Source organism: Azonexus sp., assembly GCF_036170495.1.
Classification (GTDB): domain Bacteria; phylum Pseudomonadota; class Gammaproteobacteria; order Burkholderiales; family Rhodocyclaceae; genus Azonexus.
The window spans coordinates 2769-22232 of sequence record NZ_JAVHPH010000128.1 but is presented as its reverse complement, the minus strand read 5'-3'; the positions used below and the strand labels follow the sequence as shown (position 1 = coordinate 22232).

Sequence of the window (19464 nt, the reverse complement as noted above, 5' to 3'; positions counted from 1 at the left end):
TCGGTGGCGCCTGCGCCTACCTGGCTTCCGATCTGGCTGCCTTCATGACCGGCGCGACGATGAACATCAACGGCGGTCTGTACTACCAGTAAGCCGAACGGCGTTGCGGAAATCAGCAGCAAATATTGCTGAATTTTTGCAGCGCAGCAGGAACGGGCGCCCTAAAGCGCCCGTTTTTTTTGCTATAATGTTGCGCTGCACACAAACCCGTCCTGAAGGATCAAAGCATGTCGGAACCGGTACGCCTGATCAAGAAATACCCCAATCGTCGTCTTTACGATACCAAGACGAGTGCGTACATCACGCTGGGCGATGTGAAGGAACTGGTCCTCAAGTTCGAAGTGTTCAAGGTGCTCGACGCCAAGACCGATGAAGATCTGACGCGCAGCATCCTGCTTCAAATCATCCTCGAAGAAGAATCGGGCGGCATGCCGTTGTTCTCGAGCGAACTGCTTTCCGGCTTCATCCGTTTCTACGGCAGCACGATGCAGGGCATGCTCGGCAAGTACCTGGAAAACAACATGAAGACCTTCGTGGACTTCCAGGGCAAGTTGCAGGAACAGTCGAAGACCATGTACGGCCCGAATGGTGGCGACAACACCCACATGCAGACGGATTTCTGGAACCAGTTCCTGAATTTTCAGCAACCGGCCATGCAGAACATGATGACGGCCTATATGGATCAGTCGAAGAAAATGTTCCAGTCGATGCAGGACCAGATGCAGAACCAGACACGGACGATGTTCACGGGTTTCCAGTACAACCCGGGCGACAAGCCCGAATAAAGGGCTTGGCGGGCAGATCATCTGCCCGCCACCGCGTATTTCAATTTTGGCCGTTTTTTACGTTTCACGTAGTAAACCCGGTTGACCGTAGCAAGCCCGGTTGACCGTGACCCCCACGCTCACAGGACGATCTGTGCCCCCAGTTCGACGACGCGATTCGACGGAATCTTGAAGTAGGCCGTCGCACTGCCGGCGTTGCGGAACATGGCGACGAAAAGCAATTCGCGCCAGTAGGCCATCTCCGATTTCAATTTTGGGATCAGCGTTTCGCGGCCGAGGAAGAACGAAGCATCCATCATGTCGATGTGTAGCCCGGCCTCGCCGCACAGGGCGAGGGCGGCGGGGATATTCGGTTCGTCCTTGTAGCCATACTGGACGACGACCTGCGAGAAGTTACCGGCCAGCTTGCGCACTTCGACGCGGTCAATATCCGGCACATACGGTACGTCGAACACCGACACGCTGAGAACCACAACCTGTTCGTGCAGCGTCTTGAAGTGCTTGAGGCTGTGCAGCAGGGCGTGCGGCACAGCTTCCGGGTCCGGCGTCAGGAAGATGGCGGTGCCGGGTACCCGCTCGATCCCACCGCCGGCGATGTCTTCAATGAAGGGCTTGAGTTCCAGCGCATCCGCCGCCAGTCGCTCGTGCAGCAGTTCGCGGCCGCGTTTCCAGGTGGTCAGCAGGATGAAGACGCCGAGGCCGAAGACCAGCGGGAACCAGCCGCCATCGGGAATCTTGACCGAATTGGCGAGGAAGAAGCCGAGGTCAATGACGATGAAGGGCAGGGCGCCGAGCACGGCCCGCCACGGGCTCCACTGCCAGAGGCGGATGGCGACGGCGATGGCCAGCAGGTTGGTGATCAGCATCGTGCCGGTCACTGCGATGCCGTAGGCGGCGGCCAGATTCGATGAAGTTTTGAAGCCGATGACCAGCCCGATGATGGCGATGAGCAGCAGCCAGTTGATGGCCGGCAGGTAGATCTGGCCCATTTCGCGATCCGACGTGTGCTGGATTTCGAGGCGCGGCGTGTAGCCGAGCTGGATCGCTTGCTGAGTGATCGAGAAGGCGCCGGAAATCACCGCCTGCGAGGCGATGATGGTGGCCACCGTGGATAAAATGACCAGCGGGTAGAGCGCCCAGTCGGGGGCGAGCAGGTAGAACGGATTTTCGATGGCTCCCGGGTTGTCGAGCAGCAACGCGCCCTGGCCGAAGTAGTTGATGACCAGCGCCGGCAGCACGTAGCCGAGCCAGGCGTAGCGGATCGGTTTGGCGCCGAAGTGGCCCATGTCGGCATAGAGGGCCTCGGCGCCGGTGATGCAGAGGACGACGGAACCAAGGGCGAAGAAGCCGAGGACCGAATTGCCGAGCAGGAAATTCAGGCCATAAATCGGGTTGACCGCAGCCAGGACGGCCGGGTGCTCGATGATGGCCATGGCGCCAAAACTGGCCAGCACGGCGAACCAGAGCACCATGATCGGGCCGAACAGGGCACCGACGCTGGCCGTCCCGCGGCGCTGGAAGAAAAACAGGCCGATCAGGATGCTCAGCGTGATCGGCAGCACATAGGGCTTGAAGGCCGGGGTGATCAGTTCCAGCCCCTCGACCGCAGAGAGCACCGAAATGGCCGGGGTGATCACGCCGTCGCCGTAGAACAGCGCGGCGCCGAACAGGCCGAGGGCAATCAGCAATTTGTGCCGGCGCGACGCCGGGTTGCCGTTGTGCAGGGCCAGCGTCATCAGCGCGATGATGCCGCCTTCGCCCTTGTTGTTGGCGCGCATGATGAAGGACACGTACTTCAGCGTGACGACGATGAGCAGCGACCAGAGGAAGAGCGACAGCACGCCGAGCACGTTGTCCGGGGTGATCGGCACCGGATGATGGGCGCCGCCGAATACTTCCTTGATGGCGTAGAGCGGGCTGGTGCCGATGTCGCCATAGACGATGCCGAGAGCGGCCAGGGTCAGCGTGGCGAGACGCTTGTTGTTGGTGACTTGCATAACTTTCCTTTACGGCAACGCTGAACAATTCCGTTCGCCCTGAGCCCTTCGAGCCGGCTCAGGACAGGCCTGTCGAAGGGCTGTTCTCGTAGACTCGAGGGCTTCGACAGGCTCAGCCCGAACGGTGGGATATAAATCGGTGCTTCCTTACGGCTGGAAGCGGTAGCCGACGCCGGTTTCGGTCAGGAAATGGCGGGGCTGGGTTGGGTCGTTCTCTAGTTTTTGACGCAGATGGCCGACGTAGACCCGCAGGTAATGGCTGCTCTCGACGTAGGATGGCCCCCAGATTTCGCGCAGCAGGTTGCGCTGGGTGAGCACCTTGCCGGGGTGGCCGAGCAGGGTGGACAGCAAGCGGTATTCGATGGGCGTCAAATGGACGGGGTCACCGCCCCGCGAAACCAGTCGGCGGGACAGGTCGACCGTGACATCGCCGAATTCGACGACCGGCGTTGCCCCTTCGCCGCTGCGCAGACGCCGGCGCAACAGGGCGCGGACGCGGGCGCGCAGTTCGCCGACGCTGAACGGCTTGGTCAGGTAATCGTCGGCGCCGGCGTCGAGGGCGTCGATCTTGTCATTTTCCTGGGTGCGGGCCGAGAGGATCAGCACCGGCACTTCGGACCAGCCGCGCAGGTCGCGGATCAGGTCGATGCCATTGCCGTCGGGCAGGCCGAGGTCGAGGATGAGCAGGTCGGGCTTCTGGACGCCGGCCTCGATCAGGCCGCCGGCCATCGTTTCGGCTTCGATCACGGCGCAGCCTTCCTCCTCGACGGCTGCCCGGACGAAGCGGCGGATGGTCTTTTCGTCTTCGATGAGCAGCACCTTGGGTTTCGGCGTGTTCATACGCTTTCCTCCTCCAGGATGGGCGGCGTGCCGCGCGGCAGGGTGAAGCTGATGCAGGCGCCGCCTTCCGGCCGATTGGTGGCGCGAATGGTGCCGCCATGCGCTTCGACAATAGCCCGGCAGATGGCCAGGCCGAGGCCGGTGCCCGGTTTGCCGGCAACGCTGTCGCCGCGCACGAACATGTCGAACAGCCGGTCGTTGTCGGTTTCCGCAAAGCCGGGGCCGCGGTCGCTGATGGCGACTTCGACAAACTCGCCGGCGGGCTGTGCCGTGATCTCGAGGTGGGTGTTCGGCGGCGCGTACTTGGCGGCGTTTTCGAGCAGATTGCAGAAGACGCGTTCGAGCAGCACGGCATCGAATTCGAGCAGCGGCAGGTCGGCCGGCAGGCTGACCTTGACCGGGTGGGCGACGAGGGCGCTTTCGATGAGTTTGATGCTGGCGCCGATGACCTCTTCGAGCGGTTGCCATTCGCGGCGCAGATTGATGTCGCCGGCATTGAGGCGCGCCATGTCGAGCAGGTTGCCGACCAGATTGGCCAGACGGGCCGCCTGTTCGTGCAGAGCCTGGGCGGTTTCCAGGGCAGTGTCGGGCAGCGCTGGCTTGATCAGGAACAGCGAATCGGCCAGCCCGACCAGCGCCGTCAGCGGCGTCCGCAAGTCATGTGAAAGCGCCGACAGGATGGAGCTGCGCAGCCGCTCGGCAAGCATCTTGAGCTGCGTCGACTGGGCGACGTCGACGTAATGCAGCCGTTCGAGGGCGATGCCGATGAGCGAGGCCAAGGCTTCAAGCAGGGCAACGTGTTCGTCGGGCACGCTGACGACTTCGGCTGGGAAGGCAATGGCGAGCACGCCGCGGGTGCGCATCGAAGCGCGCAAGGGCAGGTAGAGCGCGGCATAGCTGCTGCCGGACATTTCATGATTGCGGACCGTTTTACCGCTGTCTTCGGCAATGTTGGCCAGCAGCGTATTGACCTTGCAGGCCGGGGCGGTGGAGGTCGCCAGCGTTGGCTGGCCGTGCTCGTCAGGCAGCAGAATGAGCGATTCGGCCTCAAGCTGCGTCTGCGTGAAATTGCGCGCGATGTCGACGATCTGGGCCTGGGTCAGCGCGCCGGCCAGTTGCCGGGCCGCATCGTAGAGCGCCTGCGTGCGTTGCTCGCGCGTCTGAGCTTCGCGTGCCTTTTGTTTGAGGCCAGCGGCCAGTTGGCCGGTGATCAGGCCGGTGATCAACATGACGGCGAAGGTCACCAGATACTGGATGTTTTCGACGGCCAGCGAAAAGCGCGGTGGGACGAAAAAGATGTCGAAGAGCAGGACGCCGAGTATCGATGCGAGCACCGCGCTGCCGCGCCCGAAAATGATGGCGACGAGCAATACCGTGAGCAGAAAGAGCATGACGATATTGGCCAGGTCGAGATAGCCGAGCAGCGGTGTCGCCACCAGCGTTGTCGCGGCGCAGGCCAATACCGTGAGCAGTGTCCGCTGCCAGGGCTTGAAACGCTCTGGTGGTGGCGTGACTGCCGGGTTTTCGCTGTCCATGATTTTCTTTCTGCAATCCGATATTTCCAGCCTACGTCGTCGCGTCTATAAACGCCGAATATTCTCTCCATCCCGGCGTAAAAATGTCGTAAAGATTCCAAGGCTGGCGGATGGCGGCGCACTAAAATGCGCGGATACCATTCTTCCAGACAGGGTTATCCGGTGAATACGTTCTCATTCGATTGGCCAAACAGCGCCAGCCAGTTGGTTCGCCAGGCGCAAAGCGGGGTCCAACTGGCGAAGCTGATCATGTCCGGCACCACGGCCATCGAGTCGTGGCTGATCGCCCACCGGATTGGGCCGGCGCTGCAGGAAAAGGGGCTGGCAACGCTGTGTTTCAGCCGGGATACCCATCACGAAAAGCATGCCGCAGCGTGTATTCCCTTGCCGGATGGAAGCGCTTTTATCTGCAATGTCCTCGGCTTGTGGTCGCCGCTCGAAAAGCAGGATGCGATCCATGAACTTCAGTACATCGGCTCGCGTTACGCGCCTGGCGATCACTGGCTGAGAGGTTTTGAAGCAACGCTGAATTTGCCCGACGGGGCTAGCCAGCCGGTGACGCCGGCTCAGGTCGCCAGTTTTTGGGCCGAATTGACCGGCGTCAGGCTGAGCGGTTTCGAGACGGGCCTGTTCGACCACATCGATGCGATCGGGCACGGCGTGGCCGACAAGGTGTTTACGACGCAGGGGCGTCTGGGCTTGTAGCCGAGGCTGGCGTTGGCGCCTGGGGCTTGAAGGCGTGAAAGCCGAGTCCGCGGCCGGTCGGTAGTTGCAACCGGCCGCCGACGATGGCCGGCGTGCTGCCGGTGTCTTCGGCAAACCAGTCGGCCGTGGCCAGGCCGTGCACGGCGTCCGGCGCTACGGCGGCGGCGAGATGGGTGCAGGCGAGGAGGCCGCAGGCGCTTTCCAGGCAGGTGGTGACGACGACCTCAATGCCCGAAGCTCGGGCGCGCAAAGCGAGTTCGACGCTGGCCAGCAGGCCGCCGTGGCGGGCCGGCTTGATGACGATGCGGCGGACCGGCGGATGGCGGAAAAAGTGGGCGTCGAGCAGGTGGATTGATTCGTCGATGGCCAACGGAAAGGCTGCGGTCGACTGCAATTTTTGCAGTAAACCCGGCGTCGGTTCGGTCAGCGGTTCTTCGAGGCCTTCGATGGGCAGGCCGGCGCAGGCGGCGATGAAGCTTTGCGCGTCGGCGAAGTGCCAGGCGCGGTTGGCGTCGAGGCGCAGGCGCAGGCCGGTTGGCAAGGTGCTGGCGAGTTGGCGCAGGGCGGCGATTTCATCGTTGATCGGGGCGACGCCGACTTTGAGCTTGAGGACGCTGAAGCCGGCCTCAGCAGCATCGGCCAGCGCCTCGGAGGCGCATTTCAAAATTGGCCCAAAATTCCGGTTGACCGTGAGATTGGTCACTGGCGACTCGCCACTGAGCCAGGCGTTGAGCGGCAGCCCGGATTCTTGGGCAACCAGATCGAGATGGGCGCATTCCTCGGCAAAGGCCGTGGCGGCATCCTCGCCGATACCGAACTCGGGCAGCGGGGCGCAGTCGCCCCAGCCGGTCAGTCCGTCGGCCGTTTTCAGTCGGAGCAGGCGGCCGTGGCGCTCCCTGATTTCGCCGCGGCTGGTCTGCCACGGGCGCTTGAACGGCAGGGCGTAGGGCAGCCAGTCGGCGGCAACGATTTTCACGGCCGTTTGCGGTACTTGCCGAAGTTGGGCGGGCGGCGTTCGAGCCAGGCGTTGCGGCCTTCCTGGCCTTCTTCGCTCATGTAGAACAGGCCGGTGGCGTTGCCGGCCAGTTCCTGGATGCCGGCCAGGCCGTCGGTGTCGGCGTTGAAGCCGGCCTTGATCATGCGCAGCGCCATGGGCGACAGTTGCAGCATATCGCGGCACCAGTTCACTGTTTCCTCTTCCAGCTTGGCGACCGGCACGACGGCGTTGACCAGCCCCCAGTCGAGCGCGGTGGCCGCGTCGTACTGGCGGCAGAGCAGCCAGACTTCCTTGGCGCGTTTTAACCCAATGGTGCGCGCCATGAGACCGGCGCCAAGACCGGCGTCGAAGCTGCCGACACGCGGCCCGGTCTGGCCGAAGCGGGCGTTGTCGGCAGCGATGGAGAGGTCGCAGACGAGGTGGAGGACGTGGCCGCCACCAATGGCGAAGCCAGCGACCATCGCCACCACGGGCTTGGGCAGCCGGCGAATCTGCATCTGCAAATCGAGCACATTGAGATGCGGCGTGCCGCCTTCGTCGATGTAGCCCTCGGCGCCGCGCACCTTCTGGTCGCCGCCCGAGCAGAAAGCCTCATGGCCGGCGCCGGTCAGGATGATGGCGCCGATGGCGTTGTCGTGATGGGCGCGGTGGAAGGCGTCGATCAGCTCGTTGACCGTTTCCGGGCGAAAGGCATTGCGCCGTGCCGGGCGATTGATGGTGATCTTGGCGATCCCTTCGGCCGTTTCGTAGAGGATGTCGGTGTAGGTGTGGGCACTTTGCCAGCGGATGCTGAGGGTCATGATTCGTCAGTGGTTAAGGCAGGAAGGCCAGAGTATAGCCGGCGCTTGGCGGGGCGGCATCGGTGCCGAGGGGCTGGATTTTGGCGGCCGGCCCGGCTATGGTAAATCCAGGTAATTGTCGTGCGTTTGAACGACGCACGTGCAAAAATGCCTGCCTAAACTTGTGCCGGAAATCTGTCGTGAAAGAACGTCGTCGCTCCCCTCGCGTTTTCCTCAAAGGCCATGTCTCGCTGAGCCTGGGGGGCATGCACCTCGAGTTGCCGGCGGCGGATATTTCGGTGTCCGGCATCGGTGTCCTGATCGACGCGGCTGTTCTCGGCGCCAAGCCGAGCGGTGAAGTTGGCGTCTGTCGCATCGACTCACCCGATCTCGGCGGCATGGTCGAAGCCTACGTCAGTATCATGCGCATCCGTCGGCTTGGTGAGCGCCGGCTGGTCGGTCTGCGTTTCGAGTCGATCAGTGACGACGAACTTGAACTGATCCGCGAATACAAACGGAAGTGCCGGGAAACCCCGGCCGCTTCCTGAGCCTCCCCGATTACGGCCGGAAGAAAATTTCCAGATCCTCCAATACTGGGTGGTCGGCGTTGCGCCGGCGCATCGCGATGAGCTCCTCGCGTTTTTACCTGCAGCAATCTTGACTTGGATGGTGCCGCGTCGATTACACTTGAATTCCGGCGGAAATGAAATTCAAGTATTTGAAATAATTGACGAATTTGGAATATAGATGGCAAATAAGCGCAAGGTTCTGGTTGTCGATGCATCGCGAGTGGTTCGCGCCTCGCTGACCAAGCAACTGTCTGATCGTTTTGATGTGCGAGATGAGGACAATGACGAGTCGGCATGGCAGACCATGGTCCTCGACAGCGCCATTGCTGCCGTCGTCTCCGGAATGCCCCTGGACAGAGACGATGGCCGTGGCTTGCTCGAGCGCTTGCGCGACAGCAAGTTGGCACGCTTGAAAAACGTTCCGTTTTTGCTGATGGTGTCGAACAGCTTTTCCGATGAGCAGCGACAAAATGCCTGGAATTTGGGGGTTACCGAATTTATCGTCAAGGGGGCGACCCGTCCGTCGATTGAAAGCCTCGTTTCGGCTCAGATGGAGTGGCGAGAGGATGCAACCAATGGGCGCGTTCAGGCGCCTTCGCCGCTGACAGAAGAACCCTTCGAGCAGTTTGGCGGGCAGTCCGACATCGGCATCAGCAATATCATGGGCCAGATTGCCGGACTGGAACCCACGGAGCGCGACGAGCCGGGAGGCGATGACTTTCGCAACGACGATACGGTGCTGGCCGAGGAAATGCTTGAGGAATACCTGGCGAAAAGTTTAGGCGAGGCGCAAGAGGACCAAAGTGTCGGCGTTCTGGCCTTTGGTCTTGACGGCTATGATGAGCTGGTCGTTCGCTACGGGGCCGAACTGGCGTTCAGCTCGGCGCAAAGATTCTGTTTCCTGTTGTCGCGGAAGATTCGGCCGGAGGACTTTATCGGGCAACTCGCCGATGGCCGGGTGGTCATTGTGACGCGATCAACGTCTGCCTCGATTTGTGCCGGATTTGCCAAGCGGATCTGCAAGGCGATGGCGAGTGCGCAAATTTCCGTCGAAGGCCAGCGTATCCACCTCACTGTCAGCGTTGGTGTCGCGGTTGTTCCCGATGACGGCGTGGCCTTGTCGGAGCAGACCCTGCTGCAATTGGCCTATGCGCGCCTCGATGCCGCCGCCCGGGCTGGTGGCAATCAGGTGATGGCGACGACTCTCCAGGCGGCCGGTCTGGCTGGTTGCGAATCCTTTGTGCCGCAACTCAAGGCGTTGCTGGCGACGATTGATCCGGCAGAATTAAGGCCTTGCCTCGGTACGGTCGGGATGCAATTGATGCCCATCCTCCGGGAGTTGGATAAACACTTCCGGTTCGAGTTGCCGATTGAGGAAATCAACAAGCGCCTGTGGGATCGCGCCCGGGCCGAACGAATGGTCTCCTGATTGATAAAATCGGCATGAGTAGTCCACACGGGGATATTGGATGACCGAAACGCAGGGTAATCGGCAGAACGGTCATGTTCGGCTCTTTCACGCCAGCCTGGTCTGGCCGCTGCAACTGGAGCCGATGGCGATAACCGGCAGCGAAGGCCGCCACTGGGAGCTGTTCGAGTCGCAGGCGGAGGCCAGTCCGTGGCGCCGGATCGACGACGAATTCATGGACGATGCCGGTCAGTTCAAGGAGCGCCATTACCGCGAATTCGTTTCGTTTCTGCCCTATGTGCAGCGTTTTCTTTACGGCGAGGGGCGCTCGCGCAATTCGTCGGCAGACGACCCGCCGGGGGGGTCGCCCATGCACGTTTTCCGGCGTAAGGATATTGACCGGCTGCGGGTGATACTGCACAAGGGCCAGGCGCCGATCGAGCTGGACATCGTGCACATCGATCTCTATTTCTTCCACGATCTTGATGTCGTGCAGCTTAATCTCGAGGTCCGGGCCAATGACCTGCCGCTCGACACGGTGCGCGATTTTCTGTTCCGTTTCGGGCGGGCTTACCCCTCAGGCTGGGAAGAGGGCGGCGAAGGCTTGCACAACATCTATCTGGCCGAGTGGATCGGGATCGATGGCCAGGTCATCGCCCGTTCCGATGCTGAAATACGCGAAAAATACCTGAGCTATGTCTGCCTGCATCGCAGCCCCTGCATTTCCGAGCACTGGGCCAGCCTGCTGCGGCCGATGGTGCTGGCTCATTCCGACGAGCCGGGCGATTTGCGCTACCGTCTGATCGAGTATCAGCGCATGCCGGTGATGGCCTTTCTCGCCGTCGACCAGCCGCGCACCTTAAGCCGCGAGGCGTGGGTGCGCATCGGGCTGGCAACCCTGTTGCATCCGAACGAAACGCTGCCGATCAACGAACCGGGCGTCATCGAGTTCGAAAGCCGTTTCTGTCACGACCGTTTCTGGACCGACAGCGAGGCCGGGCCAAACACCCGTTTTATGTGCACCGGCAATGCTTTTACGGTGGTCGGCGATACGGCATTTCCATTTTTTGTCGATGGCGAACGCGGGGTACTGGCCCAGTTTCGTCACCAGTATTTCCTCGTTTTCCTCATTGCGCATTTGCACCGCGCCTCGCTGCTGGCGTTTTCCGAGGTGTTGGTCGATGCGGTCAATGATCTCGACATCCGTAACGAAAATTCAGTGCGCCGCTTCAAGCGTCGAATCCGGGCCAACTTCGAAACCTTTCTGCGCTTCACCCACCGCTACTGGTTCCACGAGCTTTCCGAGCGGCCGCACGTGCAGGCGATGTATCGCCTGTGTTCCAACCATCTGCGTAACGACGCGCTGTACGACGATGTCCGCGATGAAATTCGCGAGATGAGCCATTACCTCGACAGCGATTCGCAGCGCCGGCAATCAAACACGGTTGTCCGGCTGACCGTGATCACCATTCTCGGCCTCATTGCAACGGTGACCACCGGCTATTTCGGTATGAACATCATTGCCTTCGGGGAAGGCTCGATGCTCGAACGCAGCCTGCACGGGCTGATCGCCAGTTCCGTGTTCATCGCACTGGTGTTGTTCGCCGTGGCCAAGTCAAAACGCCTGTCGGATTTCCTCGAAGCGCTGTCAGACGAGCGGCTGACGTTGCCCGGCAAGTTCCGGGCGCTGTGGGGTGTGGTCGGTAAGACCGAGCGCTGAACGGGCGCCGACCGGGCGCTCGGCCGACGAACTCAATTTTGGCCGCTTTTTCCGGTTGACCGTAGGAATCCTATTTCCGCTGCTGTTTCCGGGCCGATCAGCGTATCAGCGAGGCTGGTCGGGATTTCGGCGGTCTGTTCGTCAAGCGGGATACGCCCCCCCATGATTTCCGCCATCTCCTGGGGCAGTCGCGGGTTTCGCCCCGGCTCGGCGTAGCCCTGGGGGTAGATCGGCTGCTGTGTCGCCAGGTCGTATTTGTCGCTGGCGCCGAAGGTGTGCAGCATTTCGTGGGTGATCACCACGGCGTTCTGCCGCCGCTGCAGGCGTGAAGCGTAGGCATGGATGACGCCGATCTGCCCCTTGCTAAGGCCGGTCGAATGGGGAACCGCGCTATTGCGTGCGGGATCGTGAAAGAGCACGAAGAGCCGGATATGCGGCTTCGGGCCATCGATCTTGTCGTGTTGCGACGCCCACCAGCGCAGTTTCAAGCTCCACCAAATGGCATCCAGCACACCCGGTTGGCTTGGCCGCAAGGGCGGCATTTCGGCCAGCCGCGGCGCGACACGCAGCGCTACCGGTTGCAGGATGGCGAGGCCCTGTTTTTCCGTCTGTTGTTGCAACCATTGGGCAATTTCCGAAAAACTTTCGTTATTCAGGTCACTGATGTAAGCGGCGGTGGCCGGCGAATTGTCGCCGGCAATCGGATAGATCGCCACATGAATGGTGTGTTCCCAAGCCGTCAGGCGGGAATTCGAGCGCCAGGTGCCGAGTCCGACGGTGGCCAGGATGAGCATCAGGATCAGGATGCGGATTTTGCGGAACATGCGACCTCATGTGAAAAACCCGGCCGAAGCCGGGTCTGGTTTGCTGTGAATCGGACTCAGGCAACCGCCACCGGAATCTTGCCGATCCTGGCTTGCCACTCCTTCGGCCCCGTTTCATGCACGCTGACACCGGAGGAATCGACGGCCACGGTCACCGGCATATTTTCGACATCGAACTCGTAGATCGCTTCCATGCCGAGATCGGCGAAGCCGACGACCTTGGCCGACTTGATCGCCTTGGCCACCAGGTAAGCGGCGCCGCCGACAGCCATCAGGTAAGCCGATTGGTTGTCCTTGATCGCCTCGATGGCGACCGGGCCGCGTTCGGATTTGCCGATCATCGAGATCAGGCCGGTTTGTTCGAGCATCATCCGGGTGAACTTGTCCATCCGCGTGCCGGTGGTTGGGCCGGCCGGGCCGACGACTTCGTCACGCACCGGATCGACCGGGCCGACGTAGTAAATGACGCGGTTGGTGAAGTCGACCGGCAGCTTTTCGCCCTTGGCCAGCATGTCGGCAATGCGCTTGTGGGCAGCATCGCGGCCGGTCAGCATCTTGCCGTTGAGGAGCAGCTTCTGGCCGATTTTCCAGGAAGCGACTTCTTCCTTAGTCAGGGTGTTGAGATTGACCTGCGTCGCCGACTTGAGATCCGGCGTCCAGGTCACGGCCGGCCAGTCTGCCAGCTTCGGCACGGCCAGCTTGGCTGGGCCGGAGCCGTCGAGGTGGAAGTGGCAGTGGCGGGTCGCCGCGCAGTTGGGAACCAGAGCGACCGGCAGGTTGGCAGCGTGGCAGGGGTAGTCGAGCACCTTGACGTCGAGCACGGTGGTCAGGCCGCCCAGGCCCTGGGCGCCGACGCCCAGCGCGTTGATCTTTTCCATCAATTCGAGGCGCAGTTCTTCGGCGCGGGTCAGCTTGGCGCCGCTGGCGGCTTTGGCCTTCAGTTCATGAATATTGACCGGCGCCATGATCGATTCCTTGGCCAGCAGCATGGCCTTTTCCGGGGTGCCGCCGATGCCGATACCAATGATGCCGGGCGGACACCAGCCGGCGCCCATTTCCGGGATCTTGTGCAGCACCCAGTCGACCAGGTCATCGGACGGGTTGAGCATGGCGAACTTGGACTTGGCTTCGGAACCGCCGCCCTTGGCGGCGCAGATGACTTCGACGTGATCGCCTTCGACAATCTCGAAATGGACAACAGCCGGGGTGTTGTCCTTGGTGTTCTTGCGGGCACCGGCCGGGTCGGCCAGCACCGAGGCGCGTAGCGGGTTGTCCGGGTTGGTGTAGGCGCGGCGGACGCCTTCGTCGATCATCTTCTGGATGCTCATTGTTGCATCCGGCCAGGTGACGTTCATGCCGACCTTGATGAAGACCATGCCGATGCCGGTGTCCTGGCAGATCGGGCGGTGACCTTCGGCGGCCATCCGCGAGTTGGTCAGGATCTGGGCGATGGCGTCCTTGGCGGCAGGGGATTCCTCGCGTTCGTAGGCTTCACCGAGCGCCTTGATGTAGTCGAGCGGATGGTAGTAGCTGATGTACTGGAAAGCATCGGCAACGGACTGGATCAGGTCTTCTTGTTTGATGGCGGTCATGCGCAACTCCGGGCTAGTGGTTTTTTTGATGTTGCAGGGCAAGGGTCTGGGTCATGGTTTTGTCTACCATCGCCATGGCCAGGGCGGAGAAAAGAAATACGACGTGAATGATGACCTGCCACATCAACGTGTGCTCGGGCAGGTTGTTGGCATTGATGAAGCTCTTCAGCAGATGAATCGAAGAGATGCCAATGATGGCGGTCGAAAGCTTGATCTTGAGGACGCCGGCATTGACGTGGGAGAGCCACTCCGGCTGATCCGGGTGGTCTTCGAGGTCAAGGCGCGAGACGAATGTTTCATAGCCGCCGATAATAACCATGACCAGCAGGTTGGCAATCATCACGACGTCGATCAGGCCGAGGACGGTCAGCATGATTTCGGCTTCGCTGATATGGGCGGCGTCAATGGCGTTATGGACCAGGTGACTCAGTTCGACCATGAACAGCCAGCAATACACGAGCTGCGCGACGATCAGGCCAAGATAGAGCGGGGCCTGAATCCAGCGGCTGGCAAAGATGAAGGACTCAAGATATTTAATGGGCAAACTCATTTTTGGAATCGAAAATTGGGGAGCCAGAGTTTATCACGCGACCCGCCGCCTTCCGGAATCCCCTGAAATGCTGCGGCGCAGCGTGATTTCGTAAGGCGTTTGTAAGAATATCGACGTCTAATGCCGCATCAACGCTGGTGATGGGGAAAGCGGATTTTCCAGCGTGGACGGCTTTAATAAGCCCCGGGTCACACCCGAGGTCCAATCGGTTGTTTCAACATAAATTGCGAAGTACCGCAGAGGAGAAAAGTATGTCGAATGAGTCCGTGCAGCTAATTTATCCGTCTGACGAAATGGTCAAGAACGCGGCGGTTTCGGGGATGGACGCCTACCGGGCGCTGTGCGCGGAAGCGGAAGCCGACTACCCGGAATTTTGGGCCAAGCGCGCCCGTGAAATGATTTCGTGGAAGCAACCGTTTACCCAGTCGCTGGATGAGTCCAATGCCCCGTTTTTCAAGTGGTTTGCCGATGGCAAGCTGAACGTTTCTTACAACTGTCTGGATCGTCAGGTTGAAGCCGGTCTGGGCGAAAAAGTTGCCATCATCTTCGAAGCCGACAACGGCGAAGTCACCAAGGTTACTTACAAGGAGATGCTGTCCAAGGTTGCCAAGTTTGCCAACGCCCTGCGCGGCATGGGTGTCAAGAAGGGCGATCGCGTCGTCATCTACATGCCAATGACCATCGAAGGTATCTGCGCCATGCAGGCTTGCGCCCGTCTCGGCGCGATCCACTCCATCGTTTTCGGCGGCTTCTCCGCCCAGTCACTGCGCGATCGTATCAACGACGCCGGCGCGGTTGCCCTGATTACCTCCGACGGCCAGTTCCGCGGCGGCAAGGCCATCCCGCTCAAGCCGATCGCTGACGAAGCCTTCGCCATGGGTGGTTGCGAATCGGTCAAGAACGTCATCGTCTTCAAACGCACCGGCGCCGAAGTTAACATGGTTGCCGGCCGCGATCAGTGGCTGCACGACGTGGTGGCCAACCAGTCCGACGTTTGCGAACCGGAATGGGTCGAAGCCGAGCATCCGCTGTTCCTGCTCTATACCTCCGGCTCGACCGGCAAGCCGAAGGGCGTCCAGCACTCCACCGGCGGCTATCTCCTGCACGCCATCATGACCATGAAGTGGACCTTCGACATCAAGCCGACGGACGTCTTCTGGTGCACGGCCGACATCGGCTGGGTTACCGGTCACACCTACATTACCTACGGCCCGCTGGCCTGTGGCGCCACCGAAATCGTTTTCGAAGGCGTTCCCACCTATCCGGATGCCGGCCGTTTCTGGAAGATGATCCAGGATCACAAGGTCTCCATTTTCTATACCGCACCGACTGCCATCCGTTCGCTGATCAAGTCGTCCGACACCAATCCGGCCGTCCATCCGAAGAGTTATGACCTGTCTTCGCTGCGCATCCTCGGTTCGGTCGGCGAGCCGATCAACCCGGCTGCCTGGACGTGGTATTACGAAAACGTCGGCGGCGGCCGCTGCCCGATCGTCGATACCTTCTGGCAGACCGAAACCGGTGGTCACATGATCACCCCGTTGCCGGGCGCCACGCCGCTGGTGCCGGGTTCCTGCACCCTGCCGTTCCCGGGCATCCAGTTCGCCGTGGTCGACGAGACCGGTGCCGATCTGCCGTGGGGCCAAGGCGGTATCCTGGTTTGCAAGAAGCCGTGGCCGTCGATGATCCGCACGATCTGGAACGACGATGATCGCTACGTCAAGTCCTACTACCCGCAAGACTTCCAGGGCAAGTACTACCTGGCGGGCGATGGCGCGATTCGCGACAAGGACACCGGTTACTTCACCATTACCGGCCGTATCGACGACGTGCTGAACGTTTCCGGTCACCGCATGGGGACGATGGAAATCGAATCCGCGCTGGTTGCCAACCCGCTGGTCGCTGAAGCGGCTGTGGTCGGTCGTCCGGATGACCTGACCGGTGAAGCCATCGTCGCTTTCGTCGTGCTGAAGGGCCATCGCCCGACCGGTGACGACGCCAAGCGCATCATCAAGGAACTGTCTGACTGGGTCGGCAAGGAAATCGGTCCGATCGCCAAGCCGAAGGACATCCGTTTCGGTGACAACCTGCCGAAGACCCGTTCGGGCAAGATCATGCGTCGTCTGCTGCGCGGTCTGGCCAAGGGCGAGGAACTGACGCAAGACACCTCGACGCTGGAGAACCCGGCTATCCTGGAACAACTCAAGGGCTAAAAAGCCTCGTTCCAGCTTGAGCCAGGAGGCGGCGAACTTGCCACGCTGCCTCCAAAGACTATAAGGCAAGGAGGAGACAATGGTCGCCCAAAAGGTGACCTCCCGTGTAGTCGTATCAGACTATATGCCAACAACGGCTGGCGCGCTTGGCGTGCCAGCCGTTCCCTTTTCTGGGATGGGGTCGTGAAAAGAGCCAATCCAACCCGCCAGCGACTGGCTGCCCTCGGCCTGCTTGGCGTGCCACTGCTGACCTATCCGCTGCTTAGCTTGCCGGGCGGTGAGCTCGGGGGTATCCCTGCGACCTATTTGTATCTGTTCGGCGTGTGGGCTGGACTGATCGTGCTGGCGGCCTGGGTGGCCGAGCGGCGAGACTCGTAGATGCTTTCCGGCTGGTCGATTGCGCTGCTGGCTGCGGCCTATCTCGGGCTGCTCTTTGCGGTGGCCCGTTTTGGCGATGCGCGGGCCGATGCCGGCAAGTCGATCATCTCGGCCAATGTTTACGCACTGTCGCTGGCTGTTTATTGCACCTCATGGACTTTCTACGGCAGTGTCGGGCGGGCGACCTCCGGTGGCCTGTCTTTCCTGACCATCTACATCGGGCCGACGCTGATGCTGCTTTGTGTCGGCGTTATCTTCAAAATGATCCGTATCAGCAAGGCGCAACGGATTACCTCCATTGCCGATTTCATTGCTTCGCGCTACGGCAAGAGTCAGTTGCTGGCCGGCATGGTGACAGTGATTGCGGTCATTGGCGTCGTTCCGTACATCGCCCTGCAATTGAAGGCGATGGCGGCCAGCGTTGATGTGCTGCTCGAACATTCGGGCAACGGCGTCGAGGTCTGGGGACTGGATTCGACTTTCCTCATGGCCGTTGTGCTGGCCTTCTTCTCCATCCTCTTCGGGACGCGTCATCTCGATGCCACCGAGCGCCACGAGGGCATGGTCGCTGCTGTGGCTTTTGAGTCGGTGGTCAAGCTTATCGCCTTCATGGCGGTCGGCCTGTTCGTTACTTACGGCCTGTTCGGTGGGCTCGGCGATCTGTTCCAACGGGCGGCGGCGAGCGCCGATCTCGGTCGCTTGCTGCAGCTCGATTCCAGCCGGGCGGGAACGTGGACCGCGCTGATCATCCTTTCCGGCCTGGCCATTATTTTTCTGCCGCGCCAGTTCCAGATCATCGTCGTCGAGAACGTCGACGAGTCGCACCTCAAGCGGGCGGTCTGGCTCTTTCCACTCTATCTGCTGCTCATCAATATTTTTGTCCTGCCCCTGGCCCTTGGCGGCTTGCTGCATTTTGACGGGCAGGGGGTCAATCCCGACACTTTCGTGCTCACCCTGCCGCTCGCCCGCGGCGCCGAGGCGCTGGCGCTGCTTGCCTTCATCGGCGGCCTGTCGGCGGCGACCGGGATGGTCATCGTCGAAACCATCGCTTTGTCGACCATGGTCTGCAACGATCTCGTCATGCCCATCCTGCTACGGTCAACCGGAAAATTCGTCGAAAAACGAAAAGATCTTTCCGGCCTGTTGATTGGCATCCGGCGTGCCGCCATCGCCCTCATCCTGCTCCTCGGCTACATCTATTTCCGCGCCGCTGGCGAGGCTTACGCCCTGGTCGGTATCGGCCTGATTTCCTTTGCCGCGGTCGCCCAGTTCGCCCCGGCGATGTTCGGTGGCATGTACTGGAAACAGGGGACGCGGGCCGGTGCGGTATCCGGTCTGCTGGCTGGTTTTGTCGTCTGGTTGTACACCCTGCTGCTGCCCTCGTTTGCCAAGTCGGGGTGGATGCCGAGCGGTTTCGTCGAACACGGCTTGTTCGGCCTCGGCTGGCTCAAGGCGCAGGCGTTATTCGGGCTGGCCGGGCTGGACGAGATTTCGCATTGTCTGTGGTGGAGCATGCTGGCCAATATCGGCGCCTATGTTGCCGTGTCGCTCAATTCAAAACCGGATGCGGTCGAGGCCAGCCAGGCTGAACGCTTTGTCGATGTCTTCCGCTTCGATTCGCGCAACACCGAGGCGCGCCTGTGGCGCGGCAAGGCGTCGCCGGATGCGTTGGTTGGTCTGCTCGAACGTTTTCTTGGTGCGCTCCGTGCCCGGCAGCAATTGGCGGCCTATGCCCATTCGCGGCAGGCTACGGATTGGCGCCATCTGCCGGCCGATGCTGATTTCGTGCAGTTTGCCGAATCCGAACTGGCCGGCGCCATCGGCTCGGCTAGTGCTCGGGTCATGGTCGCTTCAGTGGCCCAGGAAGAAGACCTCGGGCTGGAAGAGGTGCTCGATATTCTCGACGAGGCAACGCAGGTCCGCGCCCACAGCCGCGAACTGGAGGCCAAGCAGCACGAACTGGAAGCAGCGACGGCCGAGCTGCGCGAAGCCAACGATCGCCTGCGCGAACTCGACCGCATGAAGGACGATTTCATCTCGACGGTGACCCATGAGTTGCGCACGCCGCTGACCTCGATCCGCGCCCTGTCCGAAATGCTGCACGAAGACCCGCGTCTCGAACTGGCTGACCGCAGGCGTTTTCTCGGCATAATCGTGACTGAAGCCGAGCGCCTGACCCGGCTCATCAACCAGATTCTCGACATGGCCAAGCTCGAATCCGGGCGAGCGGAATGGACGACGGGCGAAGTCGATATAGGCGAAGTAGTCCGCGAGTCGATGGCCTCGCTCGAACAGTTATTCCGGGAAAAAGGCGTCGCCCTGGAGGCTGACATTCCGCTTTTCGCACCGGTCGTGCTGGCTGACCGCGATCGCCTGACCCAGGTCATGATCAACCTGCTATCGAATGCCGTGAAGTTCGTGCCAGGCGGCAGCGGCCGTGTTCACGTCAGGCTCTCCAGCGCCGCTGGGCTGGTCCGCGTCGAAGTGCGCGACAACGGCCCAGGCCTGACGGCCGAGGAATGCAGCGTCATTTTTGAAAAATTCCGCCAGGGTGGCAACACGATGACGGACA

16 protein-coding genes are annotated in these 19464 nt (G+C 61.1%); 8 read left to right on the top strand and 8 right to left on the bottom strand.

What is annotated here, in order from left to right; genetic code table 11:
• Positions 1–227: 227 nt before the first annotated feature.
• Positions 228–785, top strand: a complete 558-nt coding sequence (gene phaR / locus ADADOO_RS04040; protein ID WP_494648067.1) for a polyhydroxyalkanoate synthesis repressor PhaR — start codon at positions 228–230, stop codon at positions 783–785.
• A gap of 119 nt (positions 786–904) precedes the next feature.
• Here the strand turns inward: phaR and ADADOO_RS04035 are convergent, their stop codons facing one another.
• The 3 genes from ADADOO_RS04035 to ADADOO_RS04025 all read right to left on the bottom strand — a co-directional run bounded on the left by ADADOO_RS04035 (position 905) and on the right by ADADOO_RS04025 (position 5157).
• Entirely contained in the window at positions 905–2782 is a 1878-nt protein-coding gene (locus tag ADADOO_RS04035; protein WP_511275229.1) for a potassium transporter Kup, read from the bottom strand.
• A 147-nt stretch (positions 2783–2929) separates the two neighbouring features.
• Complete coding sequence (gene kdpE, locus ADADOO_RS04030; RefSeq protein WP_511275227.1) at positions 2930–3622, bottom strand: two-component system response regulator KdpE; 693 nt, start codon at positions 3620–3622, stop codon at positions 2930–2932.
• A complete protein-coding gene (locus tag ADADOO_RS04025) occupies positions 3619–5157 on the bottom strand; it encodes a DUF4118 domain-containing protein (RefSeq protein WP_511275225.1) in 1539 nt (512 codons plus the stop codon). The genes kdpE and ADADOO_RS04025 overlap by 4 nt, the downstream gene beginning before the upstream one ends.
• Positions 5158–5319: 162 nt before the next feature.
• Here ADADOO_RS04025 and ADADOO_RS04020 point away from each other — a divergent pair, with 162 nt between their 5' ends.
• Positions 5320–5862, top strand: coding sequence for a hypothetical protein (locus ADADOO_RS04020; protein ID WP_511275224.1), 543 nt, complete (start codon positions 5320–5322; stop codon positions 5860–5862).
• Here the strand turns inward: ADADOO_RS04020 and ADADOO_RS04015 are convergent.
• Together ADADOO_RS04015 and menB are read right to left on the bottom strand one after the other, a co-directional pair.
• Positions 5834–6838: an o-succinylbenzoate synthase gene (locus ADADOO_RS04015; RefSeq protein ID WP_511275222.1), complete on the bottom strand. Its 1005-nt coding sequence runs from the start codon at positions 6836–6838 to the stop codon at positions 5834–5836. The genes ADADOO_RS04020 and ADADOO_RS04015 overlap by 29 nt on opposite strands.
• Complete coding sequence (gene menB, locus ADADOO_RS04010; protein ID WP_511275220.1) at positions 6835–7659, bottom strand: 1,4-dihydroxy-2-naphthoyl-CoA synthase; 825 nt, start codon at positions 7657–7659, stop codon at positions 6835–6837. Before menB ends, ADADOO_RS04015 begins: the two co-directional genes overlap by 4 nt.
• A 179-nt stretch (positions 7660–7838) precedes the next feature.
• On the opposite strand from menB, the gene ADADOO_RS04005 reads away from it, so the two are divergent.
• From ADADOO_RS04005 to ADADOO_RS03995, 3 genes are all read left to right on the top strand, one after another.
• Entirely contained in the window at positions 7839–8186 is a 348-nt protein-coding gene (locus ADADOO_RS04005) for a PilZ domain-containing protein (RefSeq protein WP_511275218.1), read from the top strand.
• A 199-nt stretch (positions 8187–8385) separates the two neighbouring features.
• A complete protein-coding gene (locus ADADOO_RS04000; protein WP_511275216.1) occupies positions 8386–9636 on the top strand; it encodes a diguanylate cyclase domain-containing protein in 1251 nt (416 codons plus the stop codon).
• A gap of 40 nt (positions 9637–9676) precedes the next feature.
• Positions 9677–11335, top strand: coding sequence for a hypothetical protein (locus ADADOO_RS03995; RefSeq protein ID WP_511275214.1), 1659 nt, complete (start codon positions 9677–9679; stop codon positions 11333–11335).
• 32 nt (positions 11336–11367) lie between these two features.
• Here ADADOO_RS03995 and ADADOO_RS03990 read toward each other — a convergent pair whose 3' ends face one another.
• From ADADOO_RS03990 to ADADOO_RS03980, 3 genes are read right to left on the bottom strand one after another with little or no spacing between them, the layout of a single operon-like run.
• On the bottom strand, positions 11368–12159 hold the full coding sequence (locus tag ADADOO_RS03990) for a hypothetical protein (protein ID WP_511275213.1): 792 nt from the start codon (positions 12157–12159) through the stop codon (positions 11368–11370).
• Positions 12160–12215: 56 nt separating this feature from the next.
• A complete protein-coding gene (locus tag ADADOO_RS03985) occupies positions 12216–13751 on the bottom strand; it encodes a fumarate hydratase (protein WP_511275211.1) in 1536 nt (511 codons plus the stop codon).
• A 13-nt stretch (positions 13752–13764) separates the two neighbouring features.
• Positions 13765–14301 (bottom strand): TIGR00645 family protein, encoded by a 537-nt coding sequence (locus ADADOO_RS03980; RefSeq protein WP_511275209.1) that lies wholly within the window; start codon positions 14299–14301, stop codon positions 13765–13767.
• Between the two features lie 251 nt (positions 14302–14552).
• Between ADADOO_RS03980 and acs the strand changes: the two genes are divergently transcribed.
• The 3 genes from acs to ADADOO_RS03965 all read left to right on the top strand — a co-directional run.
• A complete protein-coding gene (acs, locus tag ADADOO_RS03975) occupies positions 14553–16514 on the top strand; it encodes an acetate--CoA ligase (protein ID WP_511275208.1) in 1962 nt (653 codons plus the stop codon).
• Between the two features lie 183 nt (positions 16515–16697).
• Positions 16698–16892 carry a hypothetical protein gene (locus ADADOO_RS03970; RefSeq protein WP_511275206.1) on the top strand — a complete coding sequence of 65 codons (195 nt, stop codon included), beginning with the start codon at positions 16698–16700 and terminating at the stop codon, positions 16890–16892.
• On the top strand, positions 16893–19464 hold a 2572-nt coding region (locus ADADOO_RS03965), incomplete at its 3' end, for a histidine kinase dimerization/phospho-acceptor domain-containing protein (protein WP_511275205.1).